Consider the following 16,119-nt stretch of genomic DNA (forward strand, 5'->3'; position numbering starts at 1 on the left):
CTGTCTGCGTTGCACACCAAAGGGCCGCGCTGCCATGAGCCAGTCGGAAAGTTCGCCCCAAGCCCCGGAACCGGGGCGGATTGCGCGCCGCGGTTCGAGCGCCGACCAGACCGGCTGGCGCCGCTGGCTGCCGGGACTGCAAACCCTGCGCGGATACAAAGTCGCCTGGTTGCGGCACGACCTCGTGGCCGGACTGGTGCTGACCACGATGCTGGTGCCTGTCGGTATCGCCTATGCGGTGGCATCGGGCGTACCCGGCATCTATGGTCTTTACGCGACCATCATCCCGTTGCTGGCCTATGCGTTGTTCGGGCCCAGCCGGATTCTGGTGCTGGGGCCGGACTCTTCGCTGGCGGCCGTGATCCTCGCCGTCGTCCTGCCACTGTCCGGCGGCGATCCGCAACGGGCCATTGCCCTGGCCGGCATGATGGCGATCGTGTCGGGGGCGGTGTGCATTCTGGCGGGTGTTGCGCGCCTGGGTTTCGTCACCGAGCTGCTGTCCAAGCCGATCCGCTACGGCTACATGAACGGGATCGCGCTGACGGTATTGATCAGTCAATTGCCCAAGTTTTTTGGTTTTTCGATCGAGTCCGACGGCCCGTTGAGAAATATCTGGGCAATCGTTACGGCGGTGATGGATGGGAAAACCAACTGGACCACGTTCATGGTTGGCGCCGCCACCCTGGCGATAATTCTGTCGCTCAAGGGCTACAAACGCGTGCCGGGCATTCTGATCGCCGTGGTCGCCGCAACGGTTGCCGTGGCTGTAATGGATCTTGCAGCGCGGGGCGGGGTGTCGGTGCTGGGCTCGCTGCCCCAGGGGCTGCCGGCCTTCGCCATTCCCTGGATTACCACCGCCGATATCGTCCCCGTCCTGATCGGCGGTTGCGCCGTCGCCCTGGTGTCATTCGCCGACACCAGCGTACTCTCGCGTGTCTATGCGGCGCGGACCCGTACCTACGTCGATCCTAACCAGGAGATGGTGGGACTGGGCGTCGCCAACCTGGCTGCCGGTTTTTTCCAGGGATTTGCGATCAGCAGCAGTTCATCCCGCACCCCCGTGGCCGAGGCCGCAGGCGCGAAAACCCAGATGACCGGCGTGGTCGGCGCGCTTGCCGTGGCCTTGCTGCTGGTGGTGGCGCCGAACCTGTTGCAGGACTTACCCAATAGCGCACTGGCCGCAGTGGTGATCGCCTCCGCCATCGGCCTGATCGAGGTCAACGACCTGAAGCGAATCTATCGCATCCAGCGCTGGGAGTTCTGGCTGTCGATCGTCTGTACCATTGGCGTGGCGGTGTTTGGCGCGATTGAAGGCATCGGCCTGGCCATCGTCATCGCCGTCATCGAGTTTCTATGGGATGGCTGGCGGCCTTATTCCGCGGTGCTGGGTAGCACCGATACGGTCAAGGGATATCACGACATCAAGCGCTATCCCGAGGCGCGCCTCATCCCCGGGCTGGTGCTGTTTCGTTGGGATGCGCCGCTGTTTTTTGCCAATGCCGAACTGTTCCATGACCGGGTCCTGGACGCCGTGGCGACGTCGCCCACGCCGGTGCGCTGGCTGGTCGTTGCGGCGGAACCGGTGACCAGCGTGGACGTTACCTCGGCGGACATGCTGGCTGAGTTGGACGAAACCTTGCACGGGGCAGGCATCAAATTGTGTATTGCCGAGATGAAGGATCCGGTCAAGGACAAGTTGAAGCGATTCGGGCTGTTCGCGCGGTTGGGTGAGGCGGCATTTTTTCCAACGATAGATGATGCAGTCGGCAGCTATCTGGTGATCCATCCGCAGGATCCGCCTGCTTCCCTGGACCTTCATCAACGTTGATCTCCCGTGAAAGCGAGCCTGCTCCCGAGGGCTGCGCTCTCACGGGAAAACAGGATTACTCCAGATGTTCCGGCTTGACCGGATCCCCCGATTTCATATCCAGTTTCTCCCTCATGTCTTCGAATATCTTGTCGTAGAATTTGTGAGTTGAACCGATTTGGCTATGCACCTTGGGGATACCGTACTTCTCAAGAATTTTCGTGAAATTGCTGGCAAAGTTGTAGGCCTGATCCTTGGGCAGGAAGAACGTTTCGCTCATGTCCTTGCCCTGAATCGAACCATGCAACTTGAACTGCATGCCTTTGCCTTCCTTGGGATCCTGAGCGACTTCATAGTCGAAACACAGGTCGTAGCTGACGTCGTCCTTGTTCAGCGCATGGCGCTCGATATGCAGATGTCCGGGTTCGAACGTTGCCATTGCCGTCTCTCCTCACAAATAAGTAATGCCGGCTTTCTCGGTGCTGATACGGGTACCGGCCTTGCCCTGAACGATAGCCTCGATGTCCGAGAGTGAACCGATCACCGCGACTTTGCCAGTGTGACGGGCGAATTCGCAGGCGGCCTGGACCTTGGGTCCCATGGACCCTGCCGCGAAGCCGAGTTTGTCGATGTCGTCGGGATGGGCCTGGGCGATGGCTTTCTGGGTGGGTTTGCCGAAGTCGATGTAGGCTGCATTGACGTCGGTGGCGATCACCAGCAGATCGCTGTCCAGCTGTTCGGCCAGCAGCGCCGAGCACAGGTCCTTGTCGATCACCGCTTCCACGCCCTGCAGTTTGCCGCTGGCACCGTACAGGGTCGGGATGCCACCACCCCCCGCGCAAATTACGATGCAGTCTTTTTCCAGCAGCCACTTGATCGGACGGATTTCGAAAATGTGTTTTGGTCGGGGGCTGGCGACGACGCGGCGAAACTTGTCGCCATCCGGCGCAATCGCCCAGCCTTTCTCGGCAGCGAGTTTTTCCGCTTCGGCCTGGGTGTAGACCGGACCGATCGGCTTGGTCGGGTTCTGGAACGCCGGGTCATTGGCATCGACTTCGACCTGGGTGAGCAGGGTGGCGAAGGGCACTTCGAAGTCCAGCAGGTTGCCCAGTTCCTGTTCAATGATGTAGCCGATCATGCCTTCGGTTTCGGCACCGAGCACGTCCAGCGGATAAGGCGAAACCGAGGTGTAGGCGGCCGCTTGCAACGACAACAGGCCAACCTGGGGACCGTTGCCGTGGGCGATCACCAGTTGATTGCCCGCGTGGATCTTGGCGATCTGTTCGGTGGCGATCCGGATGTTGGCGCGCTGATTGTCCGAGGTCATGGGTTCACCCCGGCGGAGCAGGGCGTTACCGCCCAGAGCAACGACGATACGCATGGTGCAGTCCTTCTAAACAGAGAAGTTACGGATGTCCCGCAGTGGCCCCCTGCAGGAGCCGGCTTGCTGGCGAACGCATCTGCTCGGCGTATCTGACAGACCGAGGTGCGGCCATCGCCAGCAAGCCGGCTCCTACAGGGGGGACCGCAGGAACCGGGGGAGGTCTTCAGATATCCGCCAACGCCGCCACCAGGATCGCCTTGATCGTGTGCATGCGGTTCTCCGCTTGCTCGAAGGCGATGTTGGCCGGCGATTCGAAGACTTCTTCGGTCACTTCGACGCCATTGGCCAGGTGTGGATAGCGCGCGGCGATGTCCTTGCCGACCTTGGTTTCGCTGTTGTGGAAGGCTGGCAGACAATGCATGAATTTCACTCGCGGGTTGCCCGAGGCTTTCATCATCTGCGCATTGACCTGGTACGGCAGCAGTTGCTCGATGCGCTCGTCCCAGGCTTCCACGGGCTCACCCATCGACACCCAGATGTCGGTATGGATGAAGTCGACGCCCTTGACCGCGGCTTTCGGATCTTCAGTAATGGTGATGCGTGCGCCGCTGTCTTCGGCAAACGCCTTGCACTGATCGATGAAATCCTGATGCGGCCACAGCGCCTTGGGTGCGGCAATGCGCACGTCCATGCCCAGTTTGGCGCCGATCATCAGCAGCGAGTTGCCCATGTTGTAGCGGGCGTCGCCGAGGTAGGCGTAGCTGATCTCATGCAGCGGCTTGTCGCTGTGTTCGCGCATGGTCAGGGTGTCGGCGATCATTTGCGTGGGGTGGAATTCGGCGGTCAGGCCGTTGAACACCGGGACCCCGGCGAACTGGGCCAGCTCTTCGACGATCTCCTGCTCGAAGCCGCGGTATTCGATGGCATCGAACATCCGCCCCAGCACGCGGGCGGTGTCTTTCATGCTTTCCTTGTGACCGATCTGCGACGACACCGGGTCGATGTAGGTGACGTGGGCGCCCTGGTCATGGGCCGCGACTTCGAAGGCGCAACGGGTGCGGGTCGAGGTTTTTTCGAAGATCAGCGCGATGTTCTTGCCCTGCAGGTGCGGACGCTCGGTGCCGGTGTACTTGGCGCGCTTGAGGTCTCGGGACAGGTCCAGCAAATAGTTCAGCTCGCGCGTGGTGTGGTGCATCAGCGACAGCAAGCTGCGGTTGCGCATATTGAAAGCCATGACGGGATCTCCTTAATAGTCGATAGGGTCGCGAATGATCGGGCAGGTCATGCAGTGGCCGCCGCCACGGCCGCGACCGAGTTCGCCGGCGCTGATGGTGATGACTTCCACACCGGCCTTGCGCAGCAGGGTGTTGGTGTAGGTGTTGCGGTCATAGCCGATCACCACTCCCGGCTCCACGGCCACCACGTTGTTGCCGTCGTCCCATTGCTCGCGTTCGGCGGCAAAGCTGTTGCCACCCGTTTCCACCACGCGCAACGCCTTGAGGTTGAGAGCCTGGGCCACGGTGTCGAGGAAGCTGGTTTCTTCGCGGCGAATGTCGATGCCGCCCGGCTTGCTTTCGTCCGGGCGCAGGGTGAAGGCCACGATCTGCTTCACCACTTCCGGGAAGATGGTCACCACATCCCGGTCGCAGAAACTGAATACGGTGTCCAGGTGCATCGCCGCGCGGGATTTGGGCAAGCCGGCGACAATCACTTTGTCGACCGCCTTGTGCTTGAACAGACTGACCGCCAATTGGCCGATGGCCTGGCGCGATGAGCGTTCGCCCATGCCGATCAGGACCACTCCGTTGCCGATCGGCATCACGTCACCGCCTTCCAGGGTGGAGCTGCCGTGCTCCTGATCCGGATCGCCGTACCAGATCTCGAAGTCCGCGTTGGTGAATTGCGGGTGGAACTTGTAGATGGCGGTGGCCAGCAGGGTTTCCTGACGCCGTGCCGGCCAGTACATGGGGTTGAGCGTCACTCCGCCGTAAATCCAGCAGGTGGTGTCGCGGGTGAACTGGGTGTTGGGCAGCGGCGGCAGGATAAAGCTGGAGTGACCGAGGAAATCACGGAACATCTCGATGGTCTTGCCGCCGAAGCTGTCCGGCAGGTCATCGGCGGACACCCCGCCAATCAGGAACTCGGCGATCTTGCGCGGCTCCAGGCTGCGCAGCCAGGAACCGGTTTCGTTGATCAGGCCCAGCCCGACCGAGTTGGCGGTGATCTTGCGTTCCAGAATCCAGTCCAGTGCTTCGGGGATGGCGACGATGTCGGTCAGCAGGTTATGCATCTCCAGTACATCGACATTGCGTTCGCGCATTTTGGTGACGAAGTCGAAGTGGTCGCGCTTGGCCTGGGCCACCCACAACACATCATCGAAAAGGAGTTCGTCGCAATTATTCGGGGTCAGCCGCTGGTGGGCCAGGCCTGGGGAACAAACCATGACTTTACGCAGTTTTCCGGCTTCGGAATGGACGCCGTACTTAACTTTCTCGGTGGTCATTACAGTAATCCTCCAGATGAGGTGTTACAGGGTCAGGAAGCCGTCGTACAGCCCGTAGGCCGCCACAACCGCGCCCACGACAACGGCAGCGAAAATCAGCTTCTCGATGTTGGTGAAAACCGGTTTGTCGATTTCAAGTTTAGCCTTGGCAAACAGAATCACGCCGGGGGCGTAGAGCAGGGCGGAGAGCAGCAGGTATTTGACGCCGCCGGCGTAGATCAGCCAGATCGCGTAGATCACCGCCACGGCACCGATGAACAGGTCTTTCCTGCGCTCGGCCAGGGCGTTTTCGTAGCTTTCGCCGCGTACCGCCAGCAGCAGGGCATAGGCCGCCGACCACAGGTACGGCACCAGGATCATCGAGGTGGCGAGGTAGATCAGCGACAGGTAAGTACTGGCCGAGAACAGCGTGATGATCAGGAACAGCTGCACCATGCCGTTTGTCAGCCACAACGCATTGACCGGCACATGGTTGGCATTTTCTTTGCGCAGGAAGGCCGGCATAGTGTGGTCCTTGGCGGCGGCGAACATGATCTCCGCACACAGCAGCACCCACGACAGCAATGCTCCCAGTAGCGAGATGATCAGGCCGACGCTGATCAGCACCGCCCCCCAGTGGCCGACCACGTGTTCGAGCACCGCGGCCATCGATGGGTTCTGCAGCTTGGCCAGTTCCGGTTGGGTCATGATGCCCAGGGACAGCACGTTCACCAGCACCAGGAACAGCAGCACGGTGATGAAACCGATCACCGTGGCTTTACCCACGTCACTGCGTTTTTCCGCCCGGGCTGAAAAGATGCTGGCGCCTTCGATGCCGATGAACACCCAGACGGTGACCAGCATCATGTTGCGCACCTGGTTCATGACGCTGCCCAGGTCCGGGTTTTTCAGGCCCCAGATGTCGGCGGTGAAGATGTCCAGCTTGAAGGCGAAAATCGCGATCAACACAAACAGCAGCAACGGCACGACCTTGGCGACCGTGGTCACCAGGTTGATGAAGGCCGCTTCCTTGATCCCCCGCAGCACCAGGAAGTGCACGCCCCAGAGCAACACCGATGCACCGATGATCGCCGCCACCGTATTGCCTTCGCCGAAGATCGGGAAAAAGTAACCGAGGGTGCTGAACAGCAGTACGAAGTAACCGACGTTACCCAGCCAGGCGCTGATCCAGTAACCCCAGGCGGATGAGAAACCCATGTAGTCGCCAAAACCGGCTTTGGCGTAGGCGTAGACACCGCCATCCAGATTCGGCTTGCGGTTGGCCAGGGTCTGGAACACGAAAGCCAGGGTCAGCATGCCGACGGCGGTGATGGCCCAACCGATCAATACGGCGCCGACATCGGCACTGGCGGCCATGTTTTGTGGCAAGGAGAAGATGCCGCCACCAATCATTGAGCCGACGACTAAAGCTACAAGAGCGCCAAGTTTCAGTTTTCCAGGGGATTCAGACATTGCACGACTCCATTGCAGGGTAAAGAAACGACGTTTATTTTCGTTAGCTATGCAATATTTCCTTGAATCAATGCCTGTGCAGATTTCATTCGCCTTTAAACCAGGGGGCGTATGGTTTTTCGAAACAAATCGTATTGTCGCAGAGAATTTATTTAACCAACACTCAAAAGTTGCCGAGTTGACACTAGCTGGTTTCAGTATTTTGGCAAATTTTAATCCTTAAACGATTGATGTAAATCAATGAATCAAGTGTGGGGAAATCGATGTCATTTAGCTGTTTTACTAATTGTTTTCATTGCTGGCGGTTATAAGGGAGTATCGATTGGCGTTAATTGGCGACCCCTATTAATCTTTATCGTTGGTTAATACCCACTCAAAAGTTCTCGCCACCCGTGAGGCGCCAAATGTCACAGCCGACGCAGAAGCTGCGCTTAAATGCGCTCATTGCCCTGGTCGTAGGGTCCATGATTGGCGGCGGGATCTTTTCCCTGCCGCAGAACATGGCGGAGAAAGCCGATGCCGGTGCCATATTGATCGGCTGGGGCATTACCGCCGTCGGCATGTTGACCCTGGCGTTCGTGTTCCAGACCCTGGCCAATCGCAAGCCCGAGCTGGATTCGGGGGTGTACGCTTATGCCAGGGCCGGTTTTGGCGACTACATGGGTTTTTCTTCTGCCTGGGGATACTGGATCAGTGCCTGGCTGGGCAACGTCGGTTACTTCGTGTTGCTGTTCAGCACTCTCGGTTACTTCTTTCCGGTCTTTGGCCAGGGCAATACGCCCGTCGCCATTGGTTGCGCCTCAGTGCTGTTATGGGCGGTGCACTTCCTGGTGATGCGCGGTATCAAGGAGGCGGCGTTCATTAACCAGCTGACTACCGTGGCCAAGATCGTGCCCTTGATCATGTTTATCTTTATCGCTGCCGTGGCCTTCAAGGCGGATATCTTCACCCGAGACATCTGGGGTCGCAGCAACCCGGATTTTGGCGGAGTGATGGATCAGGTGCGCAACATGATGCTGGTGACGGTCTTCGTCTTCATCGGCATCGAAGGCGCCAGCGTGTATTCCGCCCGGGCGCAGAAACGTTCGGACGTGGGCCGCGCGACGGTCATCGGTTTTCTCGGGGTGCTGGCACTGCTGGTGCTGGTCAATGTGCTGTCCCTGGGCATCATGAGCCAGCCGGAACTGGCCAGGTTGCAGAACCCGTCGCTGGCCACGGTCATGGAGCACATCGTCGGCCATTGGGGCGCGTTGTTGATCAGCATCGGCCTGGCGATTTCGCTGTTGGGTGCGTTGCTGTCGTGGGCGCTGCTGTGCGCCGAAATTCTCTTTGCCACGGCCAGGGACAAGACCATGCCCGCGTTCCTGAAAAAGGAAAATGCCAACCATGTACCGGTCAATGCGCTGTGGTTGACCAACGGGATGATCCAGATTTTCCTGCTGATCACCTTATTTTCCGCCGGTACCTACACCAGCCTGATTTACCTCGCGTCCTCGATGATTCTGGTACCGTACCTATGGTCGGCGGCCTACGCAGTGCTGTTGAGCGGGCGTGGCGAAACCTACGAACACGCCTCGGCCGAGCGCACCAAGGACCTGATGATCGGCGGCATTGCGCTGTGTTACGCGGTGTGGCTGGTGTATGCCGCAGGGGTCAAGTATTTGCTATTGTCGGCATTGTTATATGCGCCCGGGGTGATTCTGTTTGCCAAGGCCAAACATGAGCAGGGCGAGCCGTTGTTCACGCACGTCGAGAAGGGCATTTTTACCTGCGTGGTGGCCGGGGCGGGGCTTGCGGCTTATGGCTTGTACAGTGGGTTGCTGTCGTTATGAGAACGCGTCAGGGATGGGGCACTGGGGTCGGCTTCATGCTCATCTGCAAACGCCATGAGCACCTCCAGATCGAGCAGCTTGATCCGGGAGAAATACCTCTTCGACCCGTCCGGCCAGGCCAGGGCATCCAGCACACGGATCTTGCGTACCAGACCGGGCAGGGCGGCATCGAGTTCGGACAGGGGGGACGGAGATCACGGCAATCTTTCTGGCTCGACCGAACAACTCATTTCCCCTGATCCTGGCTTCTGGAACAGGACCGCATCGCCGTCTTGCCAGAAGCTGTAGTTCCCCAGGGAATCCTTGCCCGTGTATCTGTTTCCCGGATCGTTCGGCACCTGGCTCAGGGTGATCGAGGCGTTTGCCCATTTCAGGTACACCACACCCGGCTGGGTGGTAAAGAAGGTGGCGGCAATCGGCGCGTTCAACCCGGGGCATCGAAACGCCAGGGGGCCTTCGGTGAGTCTGTCCGGATCCCGGGTTCTGACGATGGCCGAGCCTTGGCGCAATTGGTGCGCGCGCTCGGCATAACTGCGGATCGTGCAGGCCTTGAGCTCTGGTCCGGCGGCACACTGATTGCGGGTCTCGACCCAGAATTGCTGGTCGATGATGACGGTGTCCGGAGGCGGTACCGAGCGTTGATCGGTGAGGGCCAGGCGATACAGGCGCATCAGTTCGACATCCATCTGCGCCAGCTGCGGATCGCGACAGACGAGTTTTTCGGCGGCGGCCCTGGCCTGGGTGCAGTCGAAGCTGGTCTTGAGCGTGGGTGAAGGGGGCGCGGCCTGTGCACAGCTGCTCGCCGCCGCGCATCCGCCGGCAGCGAGCAAACAGGTGAAAAGGGCCGTGACCGTTTTCATAGAGGCTTTACCCAGATCATGACGTGATGCCCGGATTGCCGTGGACCCATCGATCCCTCAGGTGTTTTGCAGTGTAAGTCGAGTTTTTTATAAGCGCACCCTTTCTTGCCGATGCTTTTCTTTATGACGCGTTTGTTGACGATGCATTTACCTATAAGGCCGCTGGTTAAAATCGGGGCGGGCGAATTGAACCGGGGCCACGAGGCTCTGAGTCACGCAGCATGGCGCGCGCCGGATCGGGTTGATCCGAGCTGGCACCTGGATGGTTGGAGGCATCCAGTCTGGACACCCGTTTGCTGACCTCGTCGATATCGACAGGGCTCAACGTGATATAGGCGTTGTTGACCCGGAACGTCGCAGGTACGCCCTGCTTGTAGAATTCGAGGCGTTTTGCGCTGCCGACTGCGAACCATCCATCAGCGCGCAATGCCTTTTCCAGTGCCTCGCGCTCTTGCGGTTGAAATTCCAGGCGAATGGATCGGTAAGTCAGTTTGTCCCTTGGGACGCTCGAGATATTGGCGCCTCCCATGGGATCCGCCACGCTGGAAAAGTTGTCGGTGACATCCAGCGTTATTTCCGCGCTACTGGCCGTTGCGCCATAAATTTCCATTGGCTTGTTGTGCGTGCACGACAGGTAATTATAGTAATCGACGCACTCCGTGAATCCCTGCGCTTTCCCCAGCGCCTGGGTACCGGGAACAGAGAGTCCCGACACCTGAACGGTTGTCAGGCGTTCTGCGCCATGGGCAGTGCCTGCTACGAGTAACAGAAAAATCGCTCCCAGCTTGTTCATATGACAGCTCCTACAGATCCATTGGATTTGAAACGACCTTTGCATCGCCGGCCGATCCCTGGTGGTCAACGCGTGTCACCGGAACCGTGCTGGCATTTCGCGTACGAGGGGATGTTAGTCGTTAAAACAGCGTTCGGTAGTGGCGCTTCACATTAGTTCAGATTCGGCGCAAACGAAGTACTTCTCAGTTCTTTTCAGTCTGGAAAGGGTAGCGAGAGCAGCCAGGCACTGAAGGCCTTCAATGACGGCATGTTCTGGTAGCGATTGGCGTAGAGAAGATAGTAACTGCGGCCGCTTTCCATCGGTTCGAACAAGGCGACGAGGTCACCATTCTTCAGTTCGTCCTGGACAAGAATTTCCGGAATCAGCCCAAGCCCGATCCCCGCAGTCACCGCTTGAATCAGGTGGGCCGTGAGCTCGAAGCTCGGACCGGCCCGCAGGTTGGCGTGGTCGACGTTGTGTTTGTCAAACCAGTCGGACCAGGCGCTCGGCCTTGAAACGACGTTCAGCAAGGCATGCTCGACGACGTCCGCCGGTGACAGGCAAGAGTACTCGGGCAGTGCTGCAGGGCTGGCGACTACCACCAGCCTTTCGCTGAGCAACTCATGTGATATATAGCCCGGCCACGCTCCTGAGCCCGCGCAGATGATTGCATTCATGTCGTGAGTGGACGATTGAACGTCCTCCCGGATGATCCTCGAATGTATGTGAACCAGTATTTGCGGGTGTTTGGCATAAAACTCATGCATCCGCGGCAGCAGCCATTTCGAGCCCAGGGTCGGCAATACCGCCAGGTTCAATGGACCGCCGTCATTCTTGTACGAGATGGTCTGCAAGGTGGCACTGCGAATGCGCCCCAAAGCCGCCGCCAATTCGTGCTGATACACCGCCCCGGCCGCCGTCAATTCGATTTTTCGCCCCTCACGCCTGAAGAGTTCGATTTCAAGCTGGGCTTCCAGGGTTTGTACCTGGCGGCTGACGGCACTCTGGGTCAATGCCAGTTCTTCCGCGGCCTTGGTGAAGCTGCAATGGCGCGCGGCCGCCTCAAAGGCCACCAGCAGCGACATCGAGGGGGTCAGTCTTCTAGGGTTCATTCATAAAACTCATGCAAAACCAGCAGGAATTACGTTTGTTCCAAAAGTGCACAGGCGCAAGAATCAACAAAACCCAATGCAGCTGCTCGGTGCGCCGTGTACCGAGCATACGTAACGTGAATGCATAGATTAGCTTTTTAGCCTGTAGGAATTCCATCATGATTGCCCGGCTGTTACCTCCCGATACCCACAAGACCGCCTATGACGCTTTTCTCGACGCGCTCCAGGTGGCGGGATTTCAAGGAGAGATAGCCCGCAACCATGGCGACCGCACGGTATTGGCCACCGACAATTCGATTTACCAGCGTCTGCCCCAGGCAGCGGTGTTTCCCCGTGATGAACAGGATGTGGCGATCTTGTCACGACTGGCCGCAGAGCCCGCGCACACTGCGGTAGTGCTCACGCCACGGGGTGGAGGCACGGGTACCAATGGGCAATCGCTCACCGATGGTCTGGTCGTCGACCTGTCCCGACACCTGAACAGCATCCTGGAAATCAATGTGCAGGAGCGTTGGGTCCGGGTGCAGAGCGGCGTGGTCAAGGACCAGCTGAACGCGGCGCTGAAACCCTACGGTCTGTTCTTTGCGCCCGAACTCTCGACGTCGAATCGCGCCACCATTGGCGGCATGATCAACACCGATGCCAGTGGTCAGGGCAGTTGTACGTATGGCAAGACGCGCGATCATGTGCTCGAGCTATCGACGGTATTGCTGGGCGGTGATCGTCTCACCAGTTCGTCTGTCGGCACCGAGCATTTAGCCACGCTGACAAGCCGCAGGGATCGGGTGGGTAACGTCTACCGGTGCGCAGTGGAGATCGCCGACACCCACGCCGAGTTGATCGAGGCCACCTTTCCCAAACTCAATCGCTGCCTGACCGGGTATGACCTGGCCCATCTGCGTGAAGCGGATGGACGCTTCAACCTCAACAGCGTGCTGTGCGGTTCTGAAGGCTCGCTTGGCTTCATCGTCGAAGCGAAACTGAACGTCCTGCCTATCCCCGGGTACTCCATCCTGGTGAACGTGCGTTATGCCGGATTCATGGATGCACTGCGTGATGCGAAGGCCTTGATGGCAATGAAGCCGCTGTCGATCGAGACCGTCGACTCCAAAGTGCTGATGCTGGCGATGCAGGACATCGTCTGGCACGGCGTGGCCGAGTATTTCCCTGAAGACCCTGACAGGCCGACGCTCGGGATCAACCTGATCGAGTTCAGTGGCGACGACGAAGAGGCGGTTCAGCAGCAGGTTCATGAGTTCGTGCTGCACCTGCAGCGCGATACGTCTGTCGTGCGGTTGGGCCATACGCTGGCGATCGGCGCGGATGCGCTCAAGCGCGTCTACGCGATGCGCAAGCGCGCAGTCGGGTTGTTGGGCAACGTCAAGGGCGAGGCCCGGCCGCAGCCATTTGTCGAAGACACCGCGGTTCCGCCGGAAAACCTGGCTGACTTCATCCAGGCGTTTCGGGCGCTGCTGGATAGTCACGACTTGCAATACGGAATGTTTGGCCACGTTGACGCCGGAGTGCTGCATGTGCGCCCGATCCTCGACATGAAAAATCCTGTCCAGGCAGCCCTGATCCGGCCGATATCCGATGCCGTCGCAGCCTTGACGCAAAAACATGGCGGCTTGCTGTGGGGCGAGCATGGCAAGGGCTTGAGATCGCAGTACGTGCCGGATTACTTCGGTGACTTGTACCCGGCCCTGCAAACGCTCAAGGCGGCCTTCGATCCGTTCAACCAACTCAACCCAGGCAAGATCGCCACGCCCGATACGGTCCCTGGCGCGCGCCTGACACGCGTCGACGAAGTGCAGTTGCGCGGCGATTCGGACCGGACCATCGATGAGCGCGTCTGGCAAAGTTACGACACTGCCGTTCACTGCAATGGCAATGGCGCTTGCTACAACTTCGATCCCGATGACGCCATGTGCCCCTCCTGGAAAGCCACGCGCAATCGTATCCACTCTCCCAAAGGTCGCGCGTCGTTGATACGGGAGTGGCTGCGGATGCAGGGGGAGCAGGGCGTCGATGTGCTGGAGGCCAGCGACCGTGTCCGATTGTCTACCGGGTCGCAAAACGTTGCGCGCCGAGCCGTCAACAGCCTCGCACAAAAGATGGGGCAGCAAGATTTTTCCCATGAAGTCTACGACGCGATGACAGGTTGCCTGGCCTGCAAATCCTGCGCCGGCCAATGCCCGGTCAAAGTCAATGTGCCTGAGTTCCGATCGCGCTTTCTCGAGCTTTATCACAGCCGGTATCTGCGCCCGCTCAAGGACTACCTGATCGGCTCGCTGGAATACACGGTGCCCTACATCGCCAGGATGCCGCGGCTCTACAACGTGGTGATGAGCGCTCGACCGGTGCGCTGGATGCTCGAGCGAGCCGCCGGGATGGTCGACAGCCCGTTGCTCAGCCTGGTGGATTTTGCGGCTGTTTGTCGGCGCTGGAACGTTGAGGTGGCGACGCCGGAGCGTCTGGCCGCGCTTGCGGATGAGCAGCGTGGGAAAAGCGTCATTCTGGTTCAGGACGCCTTTACCCGCTTTTTTGAAACCCCTTTGCTCGTTGACTGGGTGGAGCTGATCTCCAGGCTGGGTTACAAGGTCTACCTGGCGCCCTATGCGCCTAATGGCAAACCGCTGCAGGTGCAGGGCTTTCTCAAGGCATTCGAGAAGGCTGCCAGCTTCAATGGACAGTCGTTGCTCAGCCTTCAGCAATACCGGATTCCCTTGGTGGGGCTCGACCCTGCGATGACCCTGGTCTATCGCCAGGAATACGCCAAGACGCTGCAAGCCGGCAAGGCGCCCCTGGTGATGCTTGCGCAGGAGTGGCTGATCGATGCCCTGCCGGAATATGAAACCGTGAAGGAGGAGGAGCCTTACCACTTCCTGCCGCACTGTACGGAAAAAACCAATGAGCCTGGCAGCATCGGCCTATGGCAGAACATTTTCCAACGGGCGGGCCTGACGCTCCAGGTGCAAGCCAGCGGCTGCTGCGGGATGTCGGGAACCTACGGGCATGAGACGCGAAACGCCGGGACGTCGGACACGATCTACGGGCAATCCTGGAAGCGGCTCATCCACACGTTCAACCAGTCGGGACGAGTCGTCGCCGATGGTTATTCCTGCCGCAGCCAGGTCAAGCGCCAGGAAGGTGTGATGGTGCTCCATCCGCTGCAGGTGTTGTTGGCGCGGGTGAAAGAGGGATCAGTGGCGTCGCGCTTTGCTATCGAACCGGAACTCTCGCCTTGATCACCCACAACCCCAGTAACGCCAGGACAGAAAAGCCTGCGCCCATCAGGAAGGTGCCCTGGAAGCCCACCGTGTCCCACAGCGCCCCGGCGATCACACTGGCCAGCAGCAAGGTCAATCCGGTCAACAGATTGAACATGCCGAATGCCGTCCCGCGCAGTTCAGGCGGGGCGCGGTCGGCGATCAAGGCGGCGAATATCCCCTGGGTAAACCCCATGTGCAGCCCCCATAGCACGACGCCGACGACCAGGCCGCCGATCCCCGGCGCGAAGGCCAGCGTCAGATCGGCAGCGACCAGCAGCAACAGGCCGGCGCGGAGCACGACCACGCGGCTGACACGGTCGGACAAGACCCCAGCGGGATAGGCTGACAGTGAATAGGCCACCCCCATCAGCACCAGCACCGCTGGCGCCCACATCGGCTCAAGCCCGACGGCTTGACCGCGCAAGATCAGAAAGGCTTCGCTGAAGCGCGCCAGGGTGAACACCGAAGCGACACTCACCACCCACCAGTAGCCCGCACCCAGTCGGGCCAATTCCCGCCGGCTCAAAGGCGCACGCACCCGGCGCGTACCTTGCGGTTGCCCGGGTTCATGCACGAATACCAGCAGCACTACGACGGCAAGGAACGCCGGGATGACCGCCACCCAGAATACGGTCTGGTAGTGGTTCGCGGTCAGCCACATCAATCCGATTGCCAGCAAGGGGCCCAGGAATGCACCCACGGTATCCAGTGTCTGACGCAGGCCGAAAGCCGCCCCCCGTATGGCCGGCGGCGTGATGTCGGCAATCAGCGCGTCCCGTGGCGCGCCGCGGATTCCTTTGCCAATACGGTCGATAAAGCGGGCACCGGTCAACCAATCCAGCGATGCCGCCAAAGGAAAGATCGGTTTGGACAGCGCCCCCAGCCCATAACCCAGCGCCGCGAGCAGTTTGCGCTTGCCCAAGCGATCGCTGAGTGCCCCGGAGAATACTTTCGTGATCGAGGCCGTAGCCTCGGCTATGCCCTCGATCAGTCCCACGGCCAGCACGGAAGTCCCCAGCACCGTCACCATATAGAGCGGCAACAGGGCGTGGATCATCTCCGATGAGATGTCCATCAACATAGAGACGAAGCCCAGCGCCCAGATTCCACCAGGCATGCTGCGCCAGCCGTTGCGGGTTGACGTCTCCTCGACCGGCGCGGTAACCGGCGTATCACCCGACG

The 16,119-nt window shown here is 59.7% G+C and carries 12 protein-coding genes; 3 read left to right on the forward strand and 9 right to left on the reverse strand.

Translation table 11 applies throughout. The features are described 5' to 3' along the window. Window positions 1-34 precede the first annotated feature (34 nt). Window positions 35-1,828: a SulP family inorganic anion transporter gene (locus J2W17_RS04400; protein ID WP_307329831.1), complete on the forward strand. Its 1,794-nt coding sequence runs from the start codon at window positions 35-37 to the stop codon at window positions 1,826-1,828. Window positions 1,829-1,883: 55 nt separating this feature from the next. Here the strand turns inward: J2W17_RS04400 and J2W17_RS04405 are convergent, their stop codons facing one another. The 5 genes from J2W17_RS04405 to arcD (J2W17_RS04425) all read right to left on the reverse strand — a co-directional run bounded on the left by J2W17_RS04405 (window position 1,884) and on the right by arcD (J2W17_RS04425) (window position 7,086). Beyond that, the gene (locus J2W17_RS04405) at window positions 1,884-2,246 is read right to left on the reverse strand and encodes a DUF5064 family protein (RefSeq protein ID WP_307329834.1); all 363 of its coding nucleotides are present in this window, start codon (window positions 2,244-2,246) and stop codon (window positions 1,884-1,886) included. Between the two features lie 12 nt (window positions 2,247-2,258). Further along, window positions 2,259-3,188, reverse strand: a complete 930-nt coding sequence (gene arcC / locus J2W17_RS04410; protein WP_307329838.1) for a carbamate kinase — start codon at window positions 3,186-3,188, stop codon at window positions 2,259-2,261. A gap of 166 nt (window positions 3,189-3,354) precedes the next feature. Next, complete coding sequence (locus J2W17_RS04415; protein ID WP_307329841.1) at window positions 3,355-4,365, reverse strand: ornithine carbamoyltransferase; 1,011 nt, start codon at window positions 4,363-4,365, stop codon at window positions 3,355-3,357. 12 nt (window positions 4,366-4,377) lie between these two features. Beyond that, the gene (gene arcA / locus J2W17_RS04420) at window positions 4,378-5,634 is read right to left on the reverse strand and encodes an arginine deiminase (RefSeq protein ID WP_307329844.1); all 1,257 of its coding nucleotides are present in this window, start codon (window positions 5,632-5,634) and stop codon (window positions 4,378-4,380) included. Window positions 5,635-5,658: 24 nt separating this feature from the next. Next, window positions 5,659-7,086 carry an arginine-ornithine antiporter gene (gene arcD, locus J2W17_RS04425; RefSeq protein WP_307329847.1) on the reverse strand — a complete coding sequence of 476 codons (1,428 nt, stop codon included), beginning with the start codon at window positions 7,084-7,086 and terminating at the stop codon, window positions 5,659-5,661. A gap of 404 nt (window positions 7,087-7,490) precedes the next feature. Between arcD (J2W17_RS04425) and arcD (J2W17_RS04430) the strand changes: the two genes are divergently transcribed. Beyond that, window positions 7,491-8,918: an arginine-ornithine antiporter gene (gene arcD, locus J2W17_RS04430; RefSeq protein ID WP_307329850.1), complete on the forward strand. Its 1,428-nt coding sequence runs from the start codon at window positions 7,491-7,493 to the stop codon at window positions 8,916-8,918. 194 nt (window positions 8,919-9,112) lie between these two features. Here arcD (J2W17_RS04430) and J2W17_RS04435 read toward each other — a convergent pair whose 3' ends face one another. The 3 genes from J2W17_RS04435 to J2W17_RS04445 form a co-directional block, all read right to left on the reverse strand. Beyond that, window positions 9,113-9,778, reverse strand: coding sequence for an MliC family protein (locus J2W17_RS04435; RefSeq protein WP_307329853.1), 666 nt, complete (start codon window positions 9,776-9,778; stop codon window positions 9,113-9,115). Between the two features lie 166 nt (window positions 9,779-9,944). Beyond that, window positions 9,945-10,571 (reverse strand): hypothetical protein, encoded by a 627-nt coding sequence (locus tag J2W17_RS04440; protein WP_307329855.1) that lies wholly within the window; start codon window positions 10,569-10,571, stop codon window positions 9,945-9,947. Between the two features lie 194 nt (window positions 10,572-10,765). Beyond that, window positions 10,766-11,665 carry a LysR substrate-binding domain-containing protein gene (locus J2W17_RS04445; protein WP_307329857.1) on the reverse strand — a complete coding sequence of 300 codons (900 nt, stop codon included), beginning with the start codon at window positions 11,663-11,665 and terminating at the stop codon, window positions 10,766-10,768. A gap of 158 nt (window positions 11,666-11,823) precedes the next feature. On the opposite strand from J2W17_RS04445, the gene ydiJ reads away from it, so the two are divergent. Continuing rightward, window positions 11,824-14,913 carry a D-2-hydroxyglutarate dehydrogenase YdiJ gene (ydiJ, locus tag J2W17_RS04450; protein ID WP_307329860.1) on the forward strand — a complete coding sequence of 1,030 codons (3,090 nt, stop codon included), beginning with the start codon at window positions 11,824-11,826 and terminating at the stop codon, window positions 14,911-14,913. Here ydiJ and J2W17_RS04455 read toward each other — a convergent pair. After that, a complete protein-coding gene (locus J2W17_RS04455) occupies window positions 14,888-16,054 on the reverse strand; it encodes an MFS transporter (RefSeq protein WP_307330948.1) in 1,167 nt (388 codons plus the stop codon). The two genes, ydiJ and J2W17_RS04455, sit on opposite strands and share 26 nt — an antisense overlap. Window positions 16,055-16,119 lie beyond the last annotated feature (65 nt).

It is taken from the genome of Pseudomonas lini (assembly GCF_030812475.1).
GTDB lineage: Bacteria > Pseudomonadota > Gammaproteobacteria > Pseudomonadales > Pseudomonadaceae > Aquipseudomonas > Aquipseudomonas lini_A.